12 protein-coding genes and 2 pseudogenes are annotated in these 21,590 nt (G+C 72.3%); 1 reads left to right on the forward strand and 13 read right to left on the reverse strand.

Annotated elements, in window-relative coordinates:
* Window positions 1-55: 55 nt before the first annotated feature.
* The 9 genes and pseudogenes from AB0F13_RS19430 to bldG all read right to left on the reverse strand — a co-directional run bounded on the left by AB0F13_RS19430 (window position 56) and on the right by bldG (window position 17,411).
* The gene (locus AB0F13_RS19430) at window positions 56-1,612 is read right to left on the reverse strand and encodes an alpha/beta hydrolase (RefSeq protein ID WP_362083397.1); all 1,557 of its coding nucleotides are present in this window, start codon (window positions 1,610-1,612) and stop codon (window positions 56-58) included.
* 340 nt (window positions 1,613-1,952) lie between these two features.
* Window positions 1,953-3,194, reverse strand: coding sequence for a DNA polymerase III subunit delta' (locus AB0F13_RS19435; protein WP_362083400.1), 1,242 nt, complete (start codon window positions 3,192-3,194; stop codon window positions 1,953-1,955).
* Window positions 3,195-4,778: 1,584 nt separating this feature from the next.
* Window positions 4,779-7,382, reverse strand: a pseudogene (gene tmk / locus AB0F13_RS19440) (dTMP kinase); the annotation flags it as partial.
* Between the two features lie 224 nt (window positions 7,383-7,606).
* The gene (gene topA / locus AB0F13_RS19445; protein ID WP_362083403.1) at window positions 7,607-10,492 is read right to left on the reverse strand and encodes a type I DNA topoisomerase; all 2,886 of its coding nucleotides are present in this window, start codon (window positions 10,490-10,492) and stop codon (window positions 7,607-7,609) included.
* A 377-nt stretch (window positions 10,493-10,869) separates the two neighbouring features.
* A complete protein-coding gene (locus AB0F13_RS19450) occupies window positions 10,870-12,408 on the reverse strand; it encodes a methyltransferase (RefSeq protein ID WP_362083406.1) in 1,539 nt (512 codons plus the stop codon).
* 271 nt (window positions 12,409-12,679) lie between these two features.
* Window positions 12,680-13,252, reverse strand: coding sequence for a small secreted protein (locus tag AB0F13_RS19455; RefSeq protein ID WP_362083409.1), 573 nt, complete (start codon window positions 13,250-13,252; stop codon window positions 12,680-12,682).
* Window positions 13,253-13,472: 220 nt separating this feature from the next.
* The gene (locus AB0F13_RS19460; protein WP_362083412.1) at window positions 13,473-15,863 is read right to left on the reverse strand and encodes a sodium-translocating pyrophosphatase; all 2,391 of its coding nucleotides are present in this window, start codon (window positions 15,861-15,863) and stop codon (window positions 13,473-13,475) included.
* A gap of 511 nt (window positions 15,864-16,374) precedes the next feature.
* Complete coding sequence (locus tag AB0F13_RS19465; RefSeq protein WP_362083415.1) at window positions 16,375-16,863, reverse strand: ATP-binding protein; 489 nt, start codon at window positions 16,861-16,863, stop codon at window positions 16,375-16,377.
* 206 nt (window positions 16,864-17,069) lie between these two features.
* Window positions 17,070-17,411 carry an anti-sigma factor antagonist BldG gene (bldG, locus tag AB0F13_RS19470; RefSeq protein ID WP_030367299.1) on the reverse strand — a complete coding sequence of 114 codons (342 nt, stop codon included), beginning with the start codon at window positions 17,409-17,411 and terminating at the stop codon, window positions 17,070-17,072.
* 54 nt (window positions 17,412-17,465) lie between these two features.
* Here bldG and AB0F13_RS19475 point away from each other — a divergent pair, with 54 nt between their 5' ends.
* Window positions 17,466-19,937, forward strand: a complete 2,472-nt coding sequence (locus tag AB0F13_RS19475; protein ID WP_362083418.1) for a DEAD/DEAH box helicase — start codon at window positions 17,466-17,468, stop codon at window positions 19,935-19,937.
* A gap of 23 nt (window positions 19,938-19,960) precedes the next feature.
* Here AB0F13_RS19475 and AB0F13_RS19480 read toward each other — a convergent pair.
* From AB0F13_RS19480 to AB0F13_RS19495, 4 genes and pseudogenes are all read right to left on the reverse strand, one after another.
* Window positions 19,961-20,281, reverse strand: a pseudogene (locus AB0F13_RS19480) (Rv3654c family TadE-like protein); the annotation flags it as partial.
* On the reverse strand, window positions 20,259-20,603 hold the full coding sequence (locus AB0F13_RS19485) for a TadE family type IV pilus minor pilin (protein WP_362083421.1): 345 nt from the start codon (window positions 20,601-20,603) through the stop codon (window positions 20,259-20,261). The pseudogene AB0F13_RS19480 and the gene AB0F13_RS19485, both read right to left, overlap by 23 nt.
* A complete protein-coding gene (locus AB0F13_RS19490; RefSeq protein WP_362083423.1) occupies window positions 20,590-20,796 on the reverse strand; it encodes a DUF4244 domain-containing protein in 207 nt (68 codons plus the stop codon). Before AB0F13_RS19490 ends, AB0F13_RS19485 begins: the two co-directional genes overlap by 14 nt.
* Before the next feature lie 113 nt (window positions 20,797-20,909).
* Complete coding sequence (locus AB0F13_RS19495) at window positions 20,910-21,488, reverse strand: type II secretion system F family protein (RefSeq protein ID WP_362083426.1); 579 nt, start codon at window positions 21,486-21,488, stop codon at window positions 20,910-20,912.
* Window positions 21,489-21,590 lie beyond the last annotated feature (102 nt).

Genomic DNA, 21,590 nt, shown 5'->3' on the forward strand with positions numbered 1-21,590 from the left:
TCCGCCAGAGGATCGCGCAGGTCAGGGGCGGGCCGGGGGCCGGGCAGGGGCCGGGTCAGGAGCACTTGCGGGAGGCGGGGGGCGGGGTGGTGGTGAGGAGGTAGCTGTTGATCGCGGCGTCCACGCAGTCGCTGCCCCGGTTGTAGGCGGTGTGGCCGTCGCCGTCGTAGGTCAGGAGGCGGCCCGAGGAGAGCTGGGCGGCGAGGGCGCGGGCCCAGGGGTAGGGCGTCGCGGGGTCGCGGGTGGTACCGACGACGAGGATGGGGGCGGCGCCGGGGGCCGTGATGCGGTGGGGGGCACCCACGGCCGGGACCGGCCAGTATGCGCAGCTCAGGGCGGCCCAGGCGAAGCTCGTGCCGAGAGCCGGGGAGGCCTCCTCGAAGCCGGACAGGGCCCGGCGGACGCCGGTGGGGTTGCGGAAGGCGGGCGGGAGGTCGAGGCAGTTCACGGCCGAGTTGGCGGGCATGAGGTTGGTGTAGACGCCCCGGTCGTCGCGCTCGTAGTAGGCGTCGGACAGCCTGAGCAGCAGGCCTCCGTCGCCGTTGCGCGCGTTGCGCAGGGCCTTGCGCAGGAGGGGCCACGCCGCCTCGTCGTACATGGCCGAGATCACACCGGTGGTGGCGAGGCTTTCGGTGAGTTCGCGGGATTTGCCGGTGGAAAGGGGGTGGCGGTCGAGGTCGTCGAAGAACGACTTGAGCCGGGCCCCCGCGATGTCGGCGCGGCCGCCGCCTTCCAGCGGGCAGTCCTCGTGGTGGGCGCAGTCCCCCGCAAAGGAAGCGAAGGCGGTCTGGAAGCCCGCCGTCTGCTCACGATTGATCTGCTCCGCGCTGAGCGAGGGGTCCAGCGCGCCGTCGAGGACGAGCCTGCCGACGCGGGCCGGGAAGAGCCCGGCATAGGTGGCACCGAGGAAGGTGCCGTAGGAGGCGCCGACGTAGTGCAGCTTGTCGTCGCCCAGGGCGGCCCGGAAGACGTCCATGTCGCGGGCGGCCTCGACGGTGGAGACATGGCGGAGCAGCTTGCCGGAGCGGGCCGCGCAGGCCTTCGCGAACTTCTTGTACGCGTCGGTGAGTCGGCGGACCTCCGCGAGGTCGTCCGGGGTCGAATCGATCTTGGTGAAGGCGTCCATCTCCGCGTCGGAGAGACAGGTGACGGGCTCGCTCGCGGCCACTCCCCGCGGGTCCATCGCCACCATGTCGTAGCGGGCGCGCACGGGGGCGGGGTAGCCGCTGGCCGCGTAGCCCTGGAGGAAGCCGATCGCCGAGCCGCCCGGTCCGCCGGGGTTGACCAGGAGCGAGCCCAGGCGTTTGCCGGGGCCGGTCGCCTTCTTGCGGGAGACGGCGAGCCTGAGGTCCTCGCCGGGGCGGGGCTCGGCGTAGTCCAGCGGTGCCCGCAGCGTGGCGCACTCGAAGCCCGCGTGCTTGCCGGGGCAGGCGTGCCAGTTGGGCTTCTGCTCGTAGTACGGGCGGAGTGCGGCGGGCGCCGCGTCCCGCGTTCTGTCCGATGCCGATGTCGCCGCGCTCGGCGCCGCACCTCCCGAAACAGCGGCTGAGATCAGCAGGGCCGCGGTCGCGGCCAGCGTGCCGGAGATACGGAACAAGCGGCTGGTGTCCATCGGCTGGTCCCTCTGTGTGGGAGACAGGTGGGCAGGCATGAGGCAACAAGGCATAGCGGACGTACGTCACACGTCCGTACATAGGTAAATGCGTAGGACTTACGCGGCATACGGAGCGTATCCGGACGGACACCAGCCTTGGCCAGCCATACCGGCCACTAGTCCTCGTACGAGTGAGGAATCACCCAACCTGCGGTGTGCCCACCCTCAGCCGTACTACTCGCTCCTACTAGCCCTCGCCCTGCTCGTTCGCCCCGCTTGCTCGTCCTGCCTGCTCGTCCTGCCTGCTCGTCCTGCCTGCTCGTCCTGCCTGCTCGTCCTGCCTGCTCGTCCTGCTCGGTCAGCCCGCCCTGAGGGCGACCGCCATCGCCTCGACCGCGAGCAGTGGGGCCACGTTCCGGTCGAGCGCCTGCCGGCAGGCGCCGATCGCCTCGATGCGGCGCAGCGTTCCCTCCGGCCGCGAGGCGGAGGCGACCCGCTCCAGGGTGTCGCGGGCGTCCACGTTGGCGAGGGCCACGCGCGAGCCGAGCTGTATCGCGAGCACGTCGCGGTAGAAGCCGGTCAGATCGGTGAGGGCCAGGTCGAGGGTGTCGCGCTGGGTGCGGGTCGAGCGGCGCTTCTGCCGGTCCTGGAGGTCCTTCATCGCGCCGGCCGTGCCCCGGGGGAGCCGGCCGCCGGTGCCGGCCGCGGCGCCGAGCGCGGCACGCAGCTCCTCGGTCTCCTTGGTGTCGACGTCCTCGGCGACCTGCTTGGCGTCCTCCGCGGCGGCGTCGATGAGTTCCTGGGCCGCCTTGAGACAGCCGCCCATGTCCGCGACGCGCAGCGGCATCTTCAGGACGGCCGCCCGGCGGGCCCGGGCGCGCTCGTCCGTGGCGAGGCGGCGAGCGCGGCCGATGTGCCCCTGCGTGGCCTGGGCCACCTGCGCGGCGAGCGCCGGATCGATGCCGTCCCGGCGGACGAGGACGTCCGCGACCGCCGCGACGGGCGGCGTCCGCATAGTCAGCGACCGGCAGCGGGACCGGATCGTCGGCAGCACGTCCTCCAGGGACGGCGCGCACAACAGCCACACCGTGCGCGGAGCGGGCTCCTCCACGGCCTTGAGCAGGACGTTGCCCGCGCCCTCCGTCAGCCGGTCCGCGTCCTCCAGGACGATCACTTGCCAGCGGCCGCCCGCGGGCGAGAGCTGGGCGCGGCGGACGAGCTCACGCGTCTCCTTGACGCCGATGGACAGGACGTCCGTACGGACGATCTCGACGTCGGCGTGCGTCCCCACCAACGTGGTGTGGCAGCCGTCGCAGAAACCGCAGCCGGGGGCGGCGCCGATCGCCCGGTCCGGGCTGACGCACTGCAGCGCGGCGGCGAAGGCCCGGGCGGAGGTGGCCCTTCCGCAGCCGGGCGGGCCCGTGAACAGCCACGCATGGGTCATCTTGGACGTCCCGGCAGAGACGTCCGCCGATCCGCCCGGGACTTCCTCAGCGGAGCCGGCCGCGGCGGCCGTGACCAGCGCGTCCGCGTCCCGCGCGGCAGCGGCGAGCTGCTCGATCACCCGGTCCTGGCCGACCAGGTCGTCCCACACCGCCATTGGCTGTCCTCCGCGCTGTCCGTCCTGCGTTACCCATTGTGGGACACGCCACTGACAGCGCGGCCCGCGTCCGGCCGTCGGCGCCTATCGGCGCCCGTGCCCCCGGCCGTCACGAGGACCGTCCTCACCGGAACCCTCACCCTCACGGGAGCGGTCGTCCCCACGGGAGCGGTCGTCCCCACGGGAGCGGTCACCCGCCCGGCGGCCGTCGTCGCGGCGCCCGAGGAGATCGTCCGCGAGGGTGGGGGCGTCCTCCGCCCACTCCGGCCTGCGACGTGCCCTCCTCACGGGCTCGTCCGGCCGCCCGGTCCGGTCGTCCTGCTCGTAGGCGCCGTCCGCGTCGATGTGCGGCAGCTCACGCGTGCGCTCGGTCTCCGGCTCCGCGGGCGCCTCGTCCTCCGGACGGAACAGCCACGTCGGCACCCGGTCCGCCGGGTTCTCCGGCCGTACGTGCGGCTTCGGGTGTGCGGGTGTCCCGGGCGGCGTCCCGGGCGTCCCGGGCGCCTGGGGCGTCCGGGGTGTCCCGGGCGTCCTGGGGAGCACCGCCGTCTCCTCCGCCTCCGCGCCCGCGTCGGCCGCCTTCGGCCGGGTACCCCAGGTCACGCGCTGGTCGATCGGCCCACTGGCCGGTACGGGCGGCAGCACCGCCGTCTCCTCCTCGGCGCTCGCGGGCGCCGGCCGCGAACCCGCGTCACGCGGGTCGGGCCGGTGCACCACCGGCGCCTGAACGGTCTGCGTCTCCTCGGCGTCGCCGACCTCCGGCTTGCGAGGGGACGGGGTCTCCACGGTCGGGGCGTCCCCGGCACCGAAGTCGCTCCCCGCGCGCGGCGCGGGCGCACCGGCCGCTGTCCGGGTGGAACCGGTTCCACCCGGCGAGCCGGCCGCGAGCGAGGACCGTGGGTCCGCCGCACGCGGAGCCGGCGTCTCCGCCGTCCCTCCGCCCCCGGCCCCGCGCGGGGCCGGCTTACGGAAGGACGCCGTCCCGACGACGGGGGCCCGGCCCGCGCTGTCCTCGTCGCCCCGGCGCGGAGCCGGCGTCTCGACGGTGCGGTCATCGGCGACGCCGGAAGCGGTACCGCTACGTGCGGAAGCGCCCGGAGCAGAAGCGCTACGCGCCTGCTCCGCGCGCCCCTCGGCGGCGCCACGCGCCCCGGCAGCGGCCGCGCTCGCCTGCGCACCACCCGCGTCACCGCGTACGTCGTCCTCGCGCAAGGCCGGCCTCTCGACCGTCGGCACGTCATCCGCACCCCGCGCGTCGTCCCTGCGCAGCACCGGCCTCTCCACCGTCGGCGCCTCACCCGCACCCCGCGCGTCGTCCTCGCGCAGCACCGGCCTCTCCACCGTCGGCGCCTCACCCGCAACGGAAGCCCCGCCGGGCGCATGCGGCGACGGCGTCTCGGCGGTCGGCGCATCGGCGCCCGGAGCAGTACCACCGGCCCGGCCGACACCACCCGCACGGCCGACACCACCCGCACCGCGAGCACCCGCACCGCGGGCAGCACCCGCACCACCAGCGGCGCCCTCGGCCGCACCAGCGGTGCCCTCGACCGCACCAGCAGCCCCCTCGGCCGCACCCCCGCCCTCCGCCGCACCAGCGGCCTCCGCAGCCTCAGCGGCGATCCGCGCGCGCTCCGCGCGCAGCAGGGCCTCCTCAGCCTTGCGCTGCTTCTCCAGGCGCCGTTCCTCGGCCTCGGCGCGCAGGCGCGCCTCCTCGGCCGCGCGCTTGCGCAGCCGCTCCTGTTCGGCGGCCCGGGCGCGTTCCTCCGCCTCGCGGCGCAGGCGCGCCTCCTCGGCCCGCCTACGCGCTTCCTCGGCCCGCTGACGGGCCTCCTCCGCCTGGCGCTCGGCCTCGCGGAGGCGGGCTTCCTCCGCTTCCTTGCGCTTGCGCTCCTCTTCCTCGGCGCGCAGCCGGGCGAGCTGCTCCTGGCGCTCGCGCTCCAGGCGCTCCTCGGCGGCCTTGCGGGCCGCTTCCTCCTCCGCCTTGCGCCGGGCCTCCTCCTCGGCCGCCCTGCGGGCCTCCTCAAGGGCCTTGATCTCGGCCGCAGAGAGCGGAAGGAGCCGGTCCAGCCGGTGGCGTACGACCTTGGTGATGGCCTCGGGCTCCTGGCCGGCGTCCACCACGAGGTAGCGCGCCGGGTCGGCGGCGGCCAGGGTCAGGAACCCGGTCCGTACCCGCTGGTGGAACTCGGCCGGCTCGGACTCCAGCCGGTCGGGCGCCTCGGTGAAACGTTCGCGCGCGGTCTCGGGCGAGACGTCCAGCAGCACCGTCAGGTGCGGGACGAGCCCGTCCGTCGCCCAGCGCGAGATACGGGCGATCTCGGTGGGCGAGAGGTCGCGCCCGGCGCCCTGATAGGCGACGGAGGAGTCGATGTAGCGGTCGGTGATGACGATCGCACCGCGCTCGAGGGCGGGCCGTACGACGGAATCGACGTGCTCGGCGCGGTCGGCCGCGTACAGCAGCGCCTCCGCACGGTCCGAGAGACCGGCGGACGACACGTCCAGCAGGATCGCGCGCAACCGCTTGCCGATGGCCGTGGCGCCGGGCTCCCGGGTGACGACGACCTCGTGCCCCTTGCCGCGGATCCACTCCGCGACGGCCTGCACCTGAGTGGACTTGCCGGCGCCGTCGCCGCCCTCGAAGGCGATGAAGAAGCCGCTGCCGCTCACGCCCTCCGCCGGGTCGCCGCCCCGCAGCGAGTCCAGCAGGTCCTGGTGGAACGGCACCCCGTGCCGGTCGTCCGTCCTGCCCAGGACCAGTGCGCCGACGGGCAGCAGCAGCGCGCCGACGAGCATCAGCGTGAACGCCGCCCCGCCGTGCGCGAAGACGAAGCTGCCGTCCCCGATCCGGTGCGGGCCGATGGCCGCGGCCAGCAGCGGCGCCACGACGGCACCCAGCGCGACGGTGACGCGGACGACGGCGTGCAGGTGCTCGGTCGTGCGCGCCCGGCGGCTCTCCTCGGTCTCCTGGTCGAGCAGGCCGTGGCCGGTGTTGGCGACGATTCCGGCGGACACGCCCGCCAGGGCGACGAGCAGCAGTACCGTCGTCGCGTCGGGCACCAGGCCGGCGGCGAGCAGCGCCAGGCCCGTCAGGGCCAGGGCGAGCGCGAGAAGGCGGCGCCGCGAGAAGCCGGGCAGCACCCTGCGGGCGCCCCGGATGCCGAGGACCGGGCCGCCGGAGAGCGCGAGGACCAGCAGTCCGAAGCTCACCGGGCCGCCGCCGAGGTCCATCGCCTGCAGGGTGGCGACGCCGACCGCCGCGGCCACCGCCCCCGCGATGGCCGCACAGGCCAGCACGAGCACCGGAATCGCGCCCGTACGGCCCTTGTCGGGCACGCCCTGGGCGGTCTTGGGGCGGCGCATGCCCTCCAGCGGGGAGCGCACGCGCGGAGCCTGCACGCCCTCGGGGAGGCCGGGCAGCTCGACGGGGTAGAGAATCACGACGGACGTCGCGAAGAGCCCGGCCGCGAGATACGAGCCGAGGGCCGCCTGGTGCAGGTGGAACCAGTCGATCCCCGAACCGAGCGCATTGCTCACCAGCGTGATGACGACGAGCGCGGCCGCGGCGACGGGCAGCGCGACGAAGGTCGTCCGCAGCGACAGGCGCCGCAGCGCCTCGTAGTGGTCCGGCAGCGGGCGCACGGCCGCGCCCTCCGGCGGCGGCGCGGGCAGCAGCGCGGGCGCCGCCCCGTCCTTCGCCACCGTCCAGACGCGCTCGGCGGCCCCGACGACGAAGGCCGTGACCAGCAGCCACACCAGAGCCTTGCCCTCGGTCCAGTCGAGCCACGTGGGCGCGACGGCGAGCAGCGCGAGCCGCACCCCGTCCGCGCCGATCATCGTCCAGCGGCGGTCGAGCGGACCGGCCGGCGCGAACAGCGAGGACAGCGGGCCGAGCAGGACCGCACCGGCGAGCAGCGTCGCGAGCAGCCGCACCCCGATGACGGCGGCGACCGCGAGGGCCGCGCCCCGGTAGCCACCGCCGAACGACCCCGCCGCGACCGACGCCTGCAACGCCAGCAGGAGAAGCACAAGAAGGGCCAGGGCGTCGCCGACACCGCCGGCGAACTGGGCGCTCCACAACCGCCTGAGCGGACGCAAGCGCAGCAGGGCTCGTACGGCGCGCTCGCGGGAGTCCGCGGCTAGGGCGCCGGATGTGGGGGTGACCACTGCTGGCTGCTCGGCTCGCGTCATCCTGCCAGCCTATCCGGAGTGCCCCGATACGGGATGCCTCCCCGAACGCACGCACGAACATACGCGCGAGCGGAAGACGGGCGAACGAGCACGCGACATCGCCGGACATCACCGCACATCACCGGTGACACAAAGGCGGTGGACCGGATTCCGGTCCACCGCCCAGGTGCTGTGCGCGAGAACGTACGGCGAGGTACGTACCGCTCCTACGACTACGCGCGGGCCTACTCGGCGTCGGCCGCCGCCGAGGCGTTCGCCGCCGCGGTCTTCTTGGCCGTCGCCTTCTTCGTCGTCGTCTTCTTGGCGGTCGTCGTCTTCGCCGCGGCGGTCTTCTTCGTCGCGGTCGTCTTCTTGGCGGCCGTCTTCTTCGCGGCGGTCTTCTTCGCCGGCGCCTTCTTGGCGACGGCCTTCTTCGCCGGCGCCTTCTTCGCCGTCTTCTTGGCCGGACCCTTGGCGCGCTTCTCCGCCAGCAGCTCGTAACCGCGCTCGGGCGTGATCGTCTCGACGTCGTCGTCGCGGCGCAGCGTCGCGTTCGTCTCGCCGTCGGTGACGTACGGGCCGAAGCGGCCGTCCTTGACCACGACCGGGCGCTCGCTGACCGGGTCGGTGCCCAGCTCCTTCAGCGGCGGCTTGGCCGCGGCGCGGCCGCGCTGCTTGGGCTGCGCGTAGATCGCGAGGGCCTCGTCCAGCGTGATGCTGAAGAGCTGGTCCTCCGACTCCAGCGACCGCGAGTCCGTGCCCTTCTTCAGGTACGGGCCGTAGCGGCCGTTCTGGGCCGTGATCTCCACACCTTCGGCGTCCTTGCCGACGACGCGGGGCAGCGACATCAGCTTGAGGGCGTCGTCGAGGGTGACCGTGTCGAGGGACATGGACTTGAAGAGCGAGGCGGTGCGCGGCTTGACCGCGTTCTTGCCGGTCTTCGGGGTGTCCTCGGGCAGGACCTCGGTGACGTACGGGCCGTAGCGGCCGTCCCTGGCGACGATCGGGTGACCGCTGACGGGGTCGGTGCCCAGCTCGAAGTCGCCGCTCGGCTTCGCCAGCAGCTCCTCCGCGTACTCCACCGTCAGCTCGTCCGGAGCGAGGTCGTCCGCCACGTCGGCGCGCTGGTGGCCCTCGGTGTCCTTCTCGCCGCGCTCCACGTACGGGCCGTAGCGGCCCACGCGCAGCACGATGTCGTTGCCGACGGGGAACGAGGACACCTCGCGGGCGTCGATCGCGCCCAGGTCGGTGACCAGTTCCTTCAGACCGCCGAGGTGGTCGCCGTCGCCGTTGCCGGCCTCGGCCGCGCCACCCGCCGAGCCCTCGGTGCCCTCGCCGAAGTAGAAGCGGCGCAGCCACGGCACGGCCTGGGCCTCGCCGCGCGCGATGCGGTCGAGGTCCTCCTCCATGGAGGCGGTGAAGTCGTAGTCCACGAGCCGGCCGAAGTGCTTCTCCAGCAGATTGACGACGGCGAAGCTCAGGAAGGACGGCACGAGCGCCGTGCCCTTCTTGAAGACGTAGCCGCGGTCGAGGATCGTGCCGATGATCGACGCGTACGTCGACGGACGGCCGATCTCCCGCTCCTCCAGCTCCTTGACCAGCGAGGCCTCGGTGTAGCGGGCCGGGGGCTTGGTGGCGTGGCCGTCGGCGGTGATCTCCTCGGCCGTCAGCGGGTCGCCCTCGGTGACCTGCGGCAGCCGGCGCTCGCGGTCGTCGAGCTCGGCGTTCGGGTCGTCGGCGCCCTCGACGTAGGCCTTCATGAAGCCGTGGAAGGTGATCGTCTTGCCGGACGCGCTGAACTCGGCGTCCCGGCCGTCGCCCGACCGGCCGGCGATCCGCACGGTGACGGAGTTACCGGTCGCATCCTTCATCTGGGAGGCGACGGTCCGCTTCCAGATCAGTTCGTAGAGCCGGAACTGGTCGCCGGTCAGGCGGGTCTCCGCCGGAGTGCGGAAACGATCACCCGAAGGACGGATCGCCTCGTGCGCCTCCTGGGCGTTCTTGACCTTCCCGGCGTACGTGCGCGGCTTCTCCGGCAGGTAGTCCGCGCCGTAAAGCTGCGTGACCTGGGCGCGGGCGGCGCCGATCGCCGTCTCGGAGAGAGTCGTGGAGTCCGTACGCATGTAGGTGATGAAGCCGTTCTCATACAGCTTCTGGGCCACCTGCATGGTGGCCTTCGCGCCGAAGCCCAGCTTGCGCGAGGCCTCCTGCTGCAGCGTGGTGGTACGGAACGGGGCGTACGGGGAGCGGCGGTACGGCTTGGACTCGACGGAGCGCACGGCGAACGACGAGTTGGCCAGGGCGGCGGCCAGCGCGCGGGCGGCCGCCTCGTCCAGGTGCAGGACCGGGGAGCCTTCCTTGAGCCGCCCGGTCGAACCGAAGTCGCGGCCCTGGGCGACCCGGCGGCCGTCGACCGAGGTCAGACGTGCGGTGAGGGTGCTGGGGTCGCCGGCGTCGCCGCCGCGGCCCGTGCCGAAGGTGCCGGTCAGGTCCCAGTACTCGGCGGAGCGGAAGGCGATGCGCTCGCGCTCCCGCTCGACGACGAGGCGGGTCGCCACGGACTGCACCCGGCCGGCGGACAGCCGGGGCATGACCTTCTTCCACAGCACCGGTGAGACCTCGTAGCCGTAGAGGCGGTCGAGGATGCGGCGGGTCTCCTGGGCGTCGACGAGCTTCTTGTTCAGCTCGCGCGGGCTGGCGACGGCGGCCTGGATCGCGTCCTTGGTGATCTCGTGGAAGACCATCCGGCGGACGGGGACCTTGGGCTTGAGGACTTCCTGCAGGTGCCAGGCGATGGCCTCGCCCTCGCGGTCCTCATCGGTGGCGAGGAAAAGCTCGTCGGACTCGGCCAGCAGCTCCTTGAGCTTCTTGACCTGGTCCTTCTTGTCGGCGTTGACGACATAGATGGGCTGGAAGTCGGCGTCGACGTTCACACCCAGGCGGGCCCAGGGCTCGCCCTTGTACTTGGCCGGGACCTCGGCGGCCCCGTTCGGCAGGTCACGGATGTGCCCGACGCTCGCCTCGACGACGTATCCGGGGCCGAGGTAGCCCTTGATCGTCTTCGCCTTGGCAGGCGACTCGACGATGACGAGTCGGCGGCCGCCCTGTGCGGTCTCGCTGGTCGGGGACAACTTCGCTCTTCTTCCGGTCGACACTCGGTGTGGGCGTTGCGGTGACGCTGCGGAGTGTGACGGTACATCCCGCCTCCGTGTCAAACGGAAAAAGCCCGCAACGCCACTCGAACGGTAACCCGACAAGCGTCCTGTCTGCCGCCCGGACCGTCACAGCATGCATGTGACGGCCCTGACACAAGCGCTCACAGCGAGGGCCGGGCGGCCCGGATCCGAAGCAGCGACCGGTACGGGGCAAGGGACGGTGAATGAGGCGGGAGACCGACGGGCGCACCGGACGGCGACCTGAAGAAGAGGAATGTGACGCGAACACGACCCCTCCTTTTCCCCTTCTCGTAGGTCTGCCTGCTCCCTGCCCGTACGCTCCCTGCCCCCGGTCAGCCGGTCACCGGCAGGAGGAAGCCCTGCTCGACGAGCATCCGGATCGCCTCCGGCGTACGGTCGCGCAGGAGCACCGGGTCCTCCCCCACAAGCTGGGCGATGGCATCGAGGATGCGGCCCGCGGGGAGAGATCCGTCGCACACTCCGGCGAAGCCCGCGCCCACCGTGTCGACCTTGGTGGCCCTGCGCATACCGCGGTTCTGGCGCAGCACCACGTGCTCGGGGTCCTCGGCGCCCGGCATCCCGACCTGCTCCTGCACGACCTGGTCGGCCAGCCGGAAACGTGCGGCGAGCAGCGCCGCGTCGTCATGCGTCCGCAGGAAATCCTGCCGCTCGAAATGTGCACGTACGGTCGCACCCAGCGGCTGCTCGACCGGATGCGGCCACTCCTCGACGGTCACCGACGGCCGGTCCGAGCCAGATTTACGCAGCGTGATCCAGCCAAATCCGATGCCCTTGACCTTCCGGGCCTCGAACTCCTCCAGCCAGGCGTCGTAGCGGGCCGCGTACTCCTGCGGGGCGGCGCGGTGGTCGCCGCCGTCGCGCAGCCACAGCTCGGCGTACTGCGCGATGTCCTGCACCTCGCGCTGGACGATCCACGCGTCGCAGCCGCGCGGCACCCAGGACGACAGCCGCTCGCGCCAGTCCTCACCCTCGACGTGCTGCCAGTTGGCGAGCAGCTGGCAGTAACCGCCGTCGTTGAGCCGGTCGGCCGACTGCCGCACCAGCGTGCGGCACAGGTCGTCGCCGCTCATGCCGCCGTCGCGGTAGGTGAGGCGGGCGCCGGGCGAGATGACGAACGGCGGGTTCGAGACGATCAGGTCGTACGTCTCCCCGGCGACCGGCTCGAAGAGCGAACCCTGGCGCAGGTCGGCCTCCGGTGCGCCGGAGAGTGCGAGTGTGAGCCGCGTGATGTGCAGTGCGCGCGGGTTCAGGTCGGTGGCCGTGACCTTCGTGGCGTGCTGGGCGGCGTGCAGCGCCTGGATGCCGGAGCCGGTGCCCAGGTCGAGGGCGCTCGCCACGGGCGTACGGACCGTGATCCCGGCGAGTGTGGTGGACGCGCCGCCCACGCCGAGGACGAGCTCGGAGCGGTCCACACCGCCGGGGCCCGCACTGCCTCCGGCGATCCCGCCGGCGCCGCCGACGGCGCAGCCCAGGTCGGAGACGATCCACCAGTCCTGCCCCTCGGGGCCGCCGTACGGGCGTACGTCCACGCTCGCCCGCACGAACTCGCCGTCCGCCCCGTCGCGCACCAGCCAGCCGTCGGCGAGGCAGTCCGCGACCGGGAGCGCGGCGGCGGCGCGGGCGTGCGCCACGGGCCGCTGCAGCAGGAAGAGCCGGACCAGCGTCTCCAGGGGGCTGTCCCCGCGCGTGGCCCGCAGGGCGGGGACCGTCTCGCTGCGGGCGAGAGCGGCGTAGGCGGAGGCGCCGAGCAGGTCGAGGAGGCCGTCGGCCGTGAAGGCGGCGGCCAGCAGGGCGTCGCGCAGTCGGGCGGTGCGCGCCGGATCGGCGGTGGGGAGGTGCGTCGTACTCACCGCACCATTGTCGGGGGCGCCACTGACAAATGGCGAAAGCCCGGCTGACGAATGACGAAAGCCCGGCACCGCGCCCGAGGGCGCGGCGCCGGGCGGGACCAACCTCGGCTGCGGAGGACCCACTTCCCGGACCGGCGCCGGCGCGCGGCCGGGGCCTCCACGCGGCCGGGGCCGGGGCCTCCGCACGGCCGGGGCCGGGACCGGGGCCTCCGCACGGCCGGGGCCGTTCCCGGCCGGGCCTACTTCTCCCTCGGCCTACTTCTTCGTCGGCCTACTTCTTCGTCGGCGTCGAGGTGACCGAGGTCTTCTGACAGCCCGGCTGCTTCGCCATCGCCTTGCCGACGTCACCCGACTGCAGCTTCTTGAGCGCTTCGTCACTCCTGCTGCTCAGCTTGCCGATGTCCCCGGCGATGCCCTTGAGGCCCTCGGCGAACTTGGACTTGTCGCCGGTGTCCAGCCCGTCCATCCGCTTCTTCAGCCCTGCGTACGCGCCCGAGAGGTCGTTGAGCGCCTTGACGGCGTTCTTCTGGCTGCTCTCGCCGTCCTTGACGGGCGGCGGGCCCGCACGGTCCACGGAGGTGGCGAGCGCCTTGTAGGCGTCGGCGTTGGCCTGGAAGGCCGTCGAGTCGGTCTGCTGGATCTTCTTCGAGTCCTCCTCGTTCTGGACGTTGGCGATCGAGGAGTTGGCGTCCTGGATCTTCTTCACTTGAGGCTGCATCTGGTCGCAGACACTCTTGGCCCAGTCGTCCAGCTTCTTGTTGCCGCCGTCGTCACCGCCGCAGCCCGTCAGTGCCAGGACAAGTGCCGCCCCGCCGGACAGTGCAGCCACAAGCTTCTTGTTCACCGGATTGGTCCCTTCAATGGCTCTCGGCCCCGGAACTTACACGTCCAGGCGACAGGGGCCGGGAGCCGAGCACACCGCATGCACCCGTTACGCACCGTTTTCAAGCCATTTGCACCAAGCTCGGCGTGGCGTTCGCCGCACCTGACGCCGGTGCCGGCAGGCGCGGGGACGGGCGCATACGGGGTGCTCTTCCGCTTCCCTCACTCCGGCTGAGGAGCCGTCAGGACACCACCGCCGGGTCCACGGGCTTCGCCGACCGCTCGGTGCCGTCGTCGCCGTCCACGGCGACACCACGCCGCTTGGAGACGTACACCGCACCCACGATGACGACAACGGCCAGCACAGCGACGCCGATTCGCAGACCCCGGTTGGCGTCGGCTCCGTAGGAGAACTTCACCACCGCCGGCGCGATGAGCAGCGCCACCAGGTTCATCACCTTCAGCAGCGGATTGATCGCGGGACCGGCGGTGTCCTTGAACGGGTCGCCGACCGTGTCACCGATGACCGTCGCCGCGTGCGCCTCACTGCCCTTGCCGCCGTGATGACCGTCCTCGACCAGCTTCTTGGCGTTGTCCCAGGCGCCACCGGAGTTGGCGAGGAAGACCGCCATCAGAGTGCCGGTGCCGATGGCGCCCGCCAGGTACGAACCGAGCGCGCCGACGCCGAGCGCGAAGCCGACCGCGATGGGGGCCATGACGGCGAGCAGACCCGGCGTGGCGAGCTCGCGCAGCGCATCCTTGGTGCAGATGTCCACCACGCGCCCGTACTCCGGCTTCTCCGTGTAATCCATGATTCCGGGGTGCTCGCGGAACTGCCGCCGCACCTCGTAGACCACCGCACCCGCCGACCGCGACACCGCGCTGATCGCCAGCCCCGAGAAGAGGAAGACGACGGCCGCACCGAGCACCAGCCCCACCAGATTGTTGGGCTGCGAGATGTCCAGGCTCAGCCCCACTTCCCCGGCACTGGCGTGCACCTCGTCGACGGCCGTGGCTATCGCGTCGCGGTACGAACCGAACAGCGCCGACGCCGCCAGGACGGCCGTGGCGATGGCGATGCCCTTCGTGATCGCCTTGGTGGTGTTGCCCACGGCGTCGAGGTCGGTGAGCACCTGCGCGCCCGCGCCCTGGACGTCACCGGACATCTCGGCGATGCCCTGCGCGTTGTCGGAAACCGGTCCGAAGGTGTCCATGGCGACGATGACACCGACAGTGGTCAGCAGACCCGTGCCGGCGAGGGCGACGGCGAACAGCGCCAGCATGATCGACGTGCCACCCAGCAGGAACGCCCCGTACACGCTGAGAGCGATCAGCACCGCCGAGTAGACCGCGGACTCCAGGCCGATGGCGATGCCGGCGAGGACGACGGTCGCGGGGCCTGTCAGGGAGGACTTGCCGATGTCCCTCACGGGCCGCCGGTTGGTCTCCGTGAAGTAGCCGGTCAGCTGCTGGATGAGCGCGGCGAGCACGATGCCGATGGCGACGGCCACCAGCGCGAACACGCGAGGGTCACCGCCGTGTTCGCGGATGGCGGCATCCCCGATGCCCTTCAGATCCGCATAGCTGGACGGCAGGTAGGCGAACACGGCCAGCGCCACCAGGGCGAGGGAGATCGCCGCCGAGATGAAGAAGCCCCGGTTGATGGCGGTCATCCCGCTGCGGTCACTGCGGCGCGGCGCCACCGCAAAGATGCCGATCATTGCGGTGAGCACGCCGATGGCGGGCACGAGCAGCGGGAAGGCGAGACCGGCGTCGCCGAAGGCCGCCTTGCCTAGGATCAGCGCGGCGACGAGCGTCACGGCGTACGACTCGAAGAGGTCGGCCGCCATGCCCGCGCAGTCCCCGACGTTGTCGCCCACGTTGTCCGCGATGGTGGCGGCGTTGCGCGGGTCGTCCTCGGGAATGCCCTTCTCGACCTTGCCGACCAGGTCCGCGCCCACATCCGCGGCCTTGGTGAAGATGCCGCCGCCGACACGCATGAACATGGCCAGCAGCGCGGCACCGAAGCCGAAGCCCTCCAGCACCTTGGGCGCGTCGGCCGCGTAGACCAGCACCACGCAGGAGGCGCCCAGCAGGCCGAGGCCGACCGTGAACATGCCGACGACCCCGCCCGTCCGGAACGCGATCTTCATGGCCTGGTGCGCGACCGCCGTCAGGTCCTTCTCGGGCTCACCCTCGGCAGGGGTCGCCTCACGCGCCGCGGCCGCCACGCGCACATTGCTGCGCACCGCGAGCCACATGCCGATATAGCCGGTGGCCGCGGAGAACAGCGCGCCGACCAGGAAGAAGAGCGAACGTCCGATCCGCTGCGACCAGTTGTCCGCCGGCAACAGCATGAGCAGGAAGAACACGATCACGGCGAAGATGCCGAGCGTGCGCAACTGCCGGGCGAGATAGGCATTGGCGCCTTCCTGCACCGCCGCGGCGATTCTCTTCATGCTGTCCGTACCCTCGCCCGCCGAGAGCACCTGACGCACCAGCACCACGGCCACCGCGAGTGCGGCGATCGCGACTGCCGCGATCACCATCACCAGGGTGCGATTGCCGTCGGTCAGCTCGACCGCGAGTTTCTGAGTGAAGTCCACCTGTTCAGGGGTAAGGGGCCCCGCCATTCGTCCTCCTTGACGTTTGGCACATGGGCGCGTAGCCGGCCCGCAACGGAAGGACAACCGCGGGAACAGCCGCCACGCTCAGGCGTCCTGAGCTCAAGATGGACGGATTGTAGGGAGCATGGCGAGATCTCAACAGGGCGCGGGAAACGGAATGAGACTGCCCAAGTGAAGATCGCAACGATGATCCGCGAATACTCGGCGGGCGAGTCGCGGATGGTTTGCGGATGATGCGCGCGTGATCAATCGGCGATTTCGTCGTTGATCAACCAGTGAATTGATCCACTGCGAACGGCCACAAGTGATCAATAGGCCATTCGGCTGGTTGATGGAACCATCAACGACATTCTGCGCCCGTCGACGGACGAACACACCCTGCCGTCGGCTCAAGCGCAGGTCAGCCCCGGCTCAGCCGCGACTCCCCCAGCGACATTTGCGGGCCGCGATTACGGCATGCGCAGCGGCATTTACGGCATGCGCAGGGCAGCGGGCTACCGCAGGAGGAGCAGCCGCCCTACGGCAGCGGGGCCGTCGGCGTCGTCGGCCAGCTCATACGGATCACGCCGCCGCTCTCATCGGCCGCAACCTCTACATCGTCGACCAGCCCGCTGATGACGGCGAGGCCCATGTCGTCCTCGCTGTCGGCCCCGGCGTCATCCGGTGGGGCGGCGGGCACCGTGGAAGCGGAAGGTCCGGCGGAACCCGTGGCCGCTCTGGCCGCGGCGGACGCCGCGGCCGCCACGGCGGCCGGGCGCGGCGCGTCATCGCCGACCTCGATGGAGAACTTCTTCTCGTCCTCGGTCAACACCACCCGTACCGGGCTGGAGATCCCATGGCTGTTGTGCAGGCCGACGGCGCGCGAGCACGCCTCACCGACGGCGAGCCGGACCTCGTCCAGCACGGCCTCGTCGACCCCGGCCCGGCGCGCCACCGCGGCCGCGACGAGCCTGGCCGTACGGACATGCTCGGGAAGGGCACTGAAGAGCAGTTCGACGGTGGCCATGCCATCCCCCTCGGTGGTCCTGCCTGCCCCCTTCCCTCATCGGGAACAGGGCGAACTCGCAGAGGGGGACGGACCCTCGAGCCCGTTACCCCCCGGCGCGGCTGTGCGGCTATTCACCCGTTCGAGTGATCGCCTGTTCGACTGTGCGGCTGCACGCCGGGTAGCGGCTGCCGGCCGGTCCACCCGGCCGTCGAGCCGCCCGGCCGTCAGTCGGTCGCCTGTACCGCGTCCTCGACCGAGGTGTGGATCGGGAACACCTTGGTCAGACCGGTGATTCGGAAAATCTTGAGAATGCGCTCCTGGTTGCAGACCAGTCGCAGCGAGCCCTCATGGGCACGCACACGCTTGAGCCCGCCGACCAGGACGCCGAGCCCGGTGGAGTCGAGAAAGTCGACGCCCTCCATGTCGACGACGAGGTGATAGCTGCCGTCGTTGACAAGCTCGACCAGCTGCTCACGCAGCTTGGGCGCGGTGTACACATCAATCTCGCCACCGACCCGGACAACCGTACGGTCGCCTACGGTCTCGGTCGACAGGGACAGGTCCACGGATCCTCCAGCACCTTGCATCGAGCGGTCGCCCCCCATGGATCGGCAGCCGCGATGGCATTCAATCACTTACCGGCAGGCGCGCACGACGCCTTGACGCCATTGTCCGCCACGCCAGTGACACACTCGGTGTCGATGGCCAACGATCAACTCCCGCCGGAGGCGGGCGTGCACCCCTCTCCCCGGACGGTCCTCGACCGACTCGCCACCGGGCCGGGCCGGGCTGCACGCATCACTCATACGGAGCACTTGCCCCCTCGTCCCGGACGTCATGCCCCCTGGCCGGAGAAGATCCGGCCGGAAGTGATCGACGCCATCCGCGCCGCCGGCATCGAGCGGCCCTGGGCCCACCAGGCGCTCACCGCCGAGCACGCGCTGCGCGGCGAGTCGGTCGTGGTGGCCACCGGTACCGCCTCCGGCAAGTCGCTCGCCTACCTCGCCCCCGTGCTGAGCACCCTGCTGGACGGCTCGGAGGCCCCCAACGGCCGCGGTGCGACAGCCCTGTACATCGCCCCCACCAAGGCCCTGGCCGCCGACCAGCGCCGCGCCGTGCGAGAACTGTCCGGGCCCCTCGGCAAGAGCATCCGGCCCGCCGTCTACGACGGGGACACGCCGGTAGAAGAGCGGGAGTGGGTGCGCCAGTACGCCAATTACGCGCTGACCAACCCGGACATGCTCCACCTGTCGATCCTGCCCGCCCACCCCAAATGGGCCTCCTTCCTGCGCGCCCTGCGCTACGTCGTCATCGACGAGTGCCACAGCTACCGGGGCGTCTTCGGCTCCCACGTCGCCCAGGTCCTGCGCCGCCTGCGGCGCGTCTGCGCCCGCTACGGCTCCGATCCCGTCTTCCTCCTCGCCTCCGCCACCGCCTCCGACCCCGCCACCGCCGCGACCCGGCTCACCGGGGTCCCGGTCACGGAGATCACCGACGACGCCTCCCCGCGCGGCGAACTCGTCTTCGCCCTGTGGGAGCCCCCGCTCACCGAGCTCCACGGCGAGCGGGACGCCCCCGTCCGTCGCACCGCCACCGCCGAGACCGCGGACCTCCTCACCGACCTCGCCGTCCAGGGCGTACGCACCGTCGCATTCGTGCGTTCCCGGCGCGGCGCCGAACTGGTGTCCCTGATCGCCCAGGAACGCCTCGCCGCGGTGGACCGCTCCCTCCCCTCCCGTGTCGCCGCCTACCGCGGCGGCTATCTCCCCGAAGAGCGCCGCGCCATCGAGCGCTCCCTGCACACCGGCGAACTGCTTGGCCTGTCCGCCACCTCCGCCCTCGAACTGGGCGTCGACGTCGCCGGCCTCGACGCCGTCCTCCTCTCCGGCTATCCCGGCACCCGTGCCTCGCTGTGGCAGCAGGCCGGCCGCGCCGGCCGCACCGGCAGGGGCGCGCTGGCCATCCTCATCGCCCGTGACGACCCGCTGGACACCTACCTCGTCCACCACCCCGAGGCGCTCTTCCAGCGGCCGGTGGAGTCCACCGTCCTCGACCCGGACAACCCCTACGTCCTCGCCCCCCACCTGTGCGCCGCCGCCGAGGAGCTACCCCTCACCGAGGCCGACCTGTCCCTGTTCGGCCCCGAGGCCATGGTCGTGATCTCCCAGCTCGAGGCCCGCAAGCTGCTGCGCCGCCGGGCCTCGGCCTGGCACTGGACCCGCCGCGAGCGCGCCGCCGACCTCGCCGACATCCGCGGCGGGGGCGGCCGCCCCATCCAGGTCGTGGAGGAGGGAACGGGGCGGCTGCTGGGCACCGTGGACGCGTCCGCCGCCCACACCACCGTCCACGAGGGCGCCGTCCACCTCCACCAGGGCCGCAGCTACCTCGTACGCCACCTCGACCTGGAGGAGTCCGTGGCCCTGGTCGAGCAGGCCGACCCGCCCTACTCGACGACGGCCCGCGACACCACCACCATCTCCATCCTGGAGACCACCACCGAGGTCCCCTGCGGCCAGGCGCGCCTGTGCTTCGGCTCCGTCGAAGTCACCAACCAGGTCGTCTCCTTCCTCCGCCGCAAACTCATCACCGGCGAGGTGCTCGGTGAGTCCAAGCTGGACCTGCCGCCCCGCACCCTGCGCACCCGCGCCGTGTGGTGGACCGTCACCGAGGACCAGCTCGACGCCGCCCGCATCGACCCCGAAGCCCTCGGCGGTGCCCTGCACGCCGCCGAACACGCCTCCATCGGCATGCTGCCGCTCTTCGCCACCTGTGACCGCTGGGACATCGGCGGCGTCTCCATCCCCCTCCACCCCGACACGCTCCTGCCGACCGTCTTCGTCTACGACGGCCACCCCGGCGGCGCAGGCTTCGCCGAGCGGGCCTTCCACACCGCCGCCCGCTGGCTCAGCGCGACCCGCGAGGCGATCGCCGCCTGCGAGTGCGAGACGGGCTGCCCCTCCTGTATCCAGTCCCCCAAGTGCGGCAACGGCAATGACCCGCTGGACAAAAGGGGCGCCATCCGCCTGCTGGCCCATCTCCTCTCCGGCGCCCCCACCGACGCCGCCCCGGACAGCACCCCGGGCGGGGTGTAGGCGCTCCCGGGCGGCCCCGCCCGGGAGCGCACCCGCACGGCGTATGGCCCGGCCTGCGCCTCCACCGCAACCTCCGCGAACTCCCCCTGCACCACGCACCGCACCACACGCGCCCCCTGAGCCGAGGCGACCCTCCGGGCGAGCCCACAGGCCGTGCCCTCACCGTGCAGGGCGTGGTCGGCGGCGGCCAGCACCGCCAGATCCGCGGCCCCGCCCGCCCGGTGGCGCGCCATCACCGCCTGGCCCATCGCCAGTACCGCGGCGAACACCACGCAGAACACCATTGCCGCGACCGCCGACCACACCGACGCGGAGCCCCTGTCACCCCACGCTCTCTTCCGCAAGAGCCACCGCCTCCCCGCTCAGTCGCACCGCGAGCGGCCCCGGGCCCGCCGCCCGTGCCTGGACGCGCACTCGCACCAGGTCCCCCTCCCGCGCGAGGCCGACCAGTGCCCCCGGCGGAGCCGCCGATCTGGCCGCCGCGACGGCTGCCGACGGCGGGTCGGACCGGGCCGCCGCCCTCGCCCCCGCCCGGGCCGCGTCCACACACTGGATCTGTGCGGCCGCGGCCATCAGACCCCAGATCAGGGTCAGGGCGAACAGCATCAGCGCCGGCAGCACCATGGCCGCCTCAGCGGTCACATAGCCACCGTCAGAACGTCGCATGAAGGGCCTTCACGATCAGCTGCTGCAGTGCGGCGCTGACGGGCCCGCTGGTGACGACCTTGTACAGCACCGCCGCCAGTGCACACGCCGCGAGCGTCCCCACTGCGTACTCCGCCGTGGTCATACCGGCGTCACCACCTGCCCTCACCGGCCACCACCACCGGGACCTCCGTGCCGCTTGTGCCGTCCTCACCGTTCCCGGCGAAGTCGTTCCTGCCCCTTTCCCAGCCCCTGCACCTGCACCTGTTGCCCCTGCTGTTGTCATAACCGTTCCCCGTTCTCTGTGAGTCGTGATTGACCGCACCGTCAATTGCCTTGCATGAGCCCGTCGGCCAGCCCGATGACCACCGGCACCACCCCGACCGTCAAGAACGCGGGCAGGAAGCACAGCCCGAGCGGGGCTGTCGCCAGGACACCCGCACGCCGGGCCCGTGTGCCCGCCGCCCTGGACTGCACCGCACGCAGCTGCGCTGCCAGGCGCGTCATGGGTTCCACCGCCGGGACCCCGGTCGCCTGGGCCCTTTCCAGGCAGCGGGCCGTACCGGCGGCGCCGGGAAGGTCGCCCAGCCGACCCCATGCCGTGACGGGATCACCGCCGAGCCGCACCTCCGCCGCGGCCTGGGCCAACCGCTCACCCACCGGCCCGCCCAACGAGCCCCCGACCGCCTCCGCGGCCTCTCGGGGCCCCGCCCCAGCTGCCAGACACGCCACCAGGAGATCGGCCGACAACGGCAGTTGCCGCCCTACCTGCTCTGCCGAGACCTCGCCACCGGCGCGCTCCGCCTTCCGCCGCCAGCGCCACACCCCCAGGGCGGCGGCGAGCCCCAGCAGGCACCCAGTGACTCCACCGGCGAAACCGATGAGAAGGAACCCTCCGATCCCCATCACCACTGGGAGCCGCCCATCCCGGGCCGCAGCAGCGCCCTGCAACCGCATCCGCAACCCACCGCGGGTCCCGCCCGGCGCACGTCCTCCGAAGAGGAAGGT

Source organism: Streptomyces sp. NPDC026206 (genome assembly GCF_040638465.1).
In the GTDB taxonomy this organism is placed as follows: Bacteria; Actinomycetota; Actinomycetes; order Streptomycetales; family Streptomycetaceae; genus Streptomyces.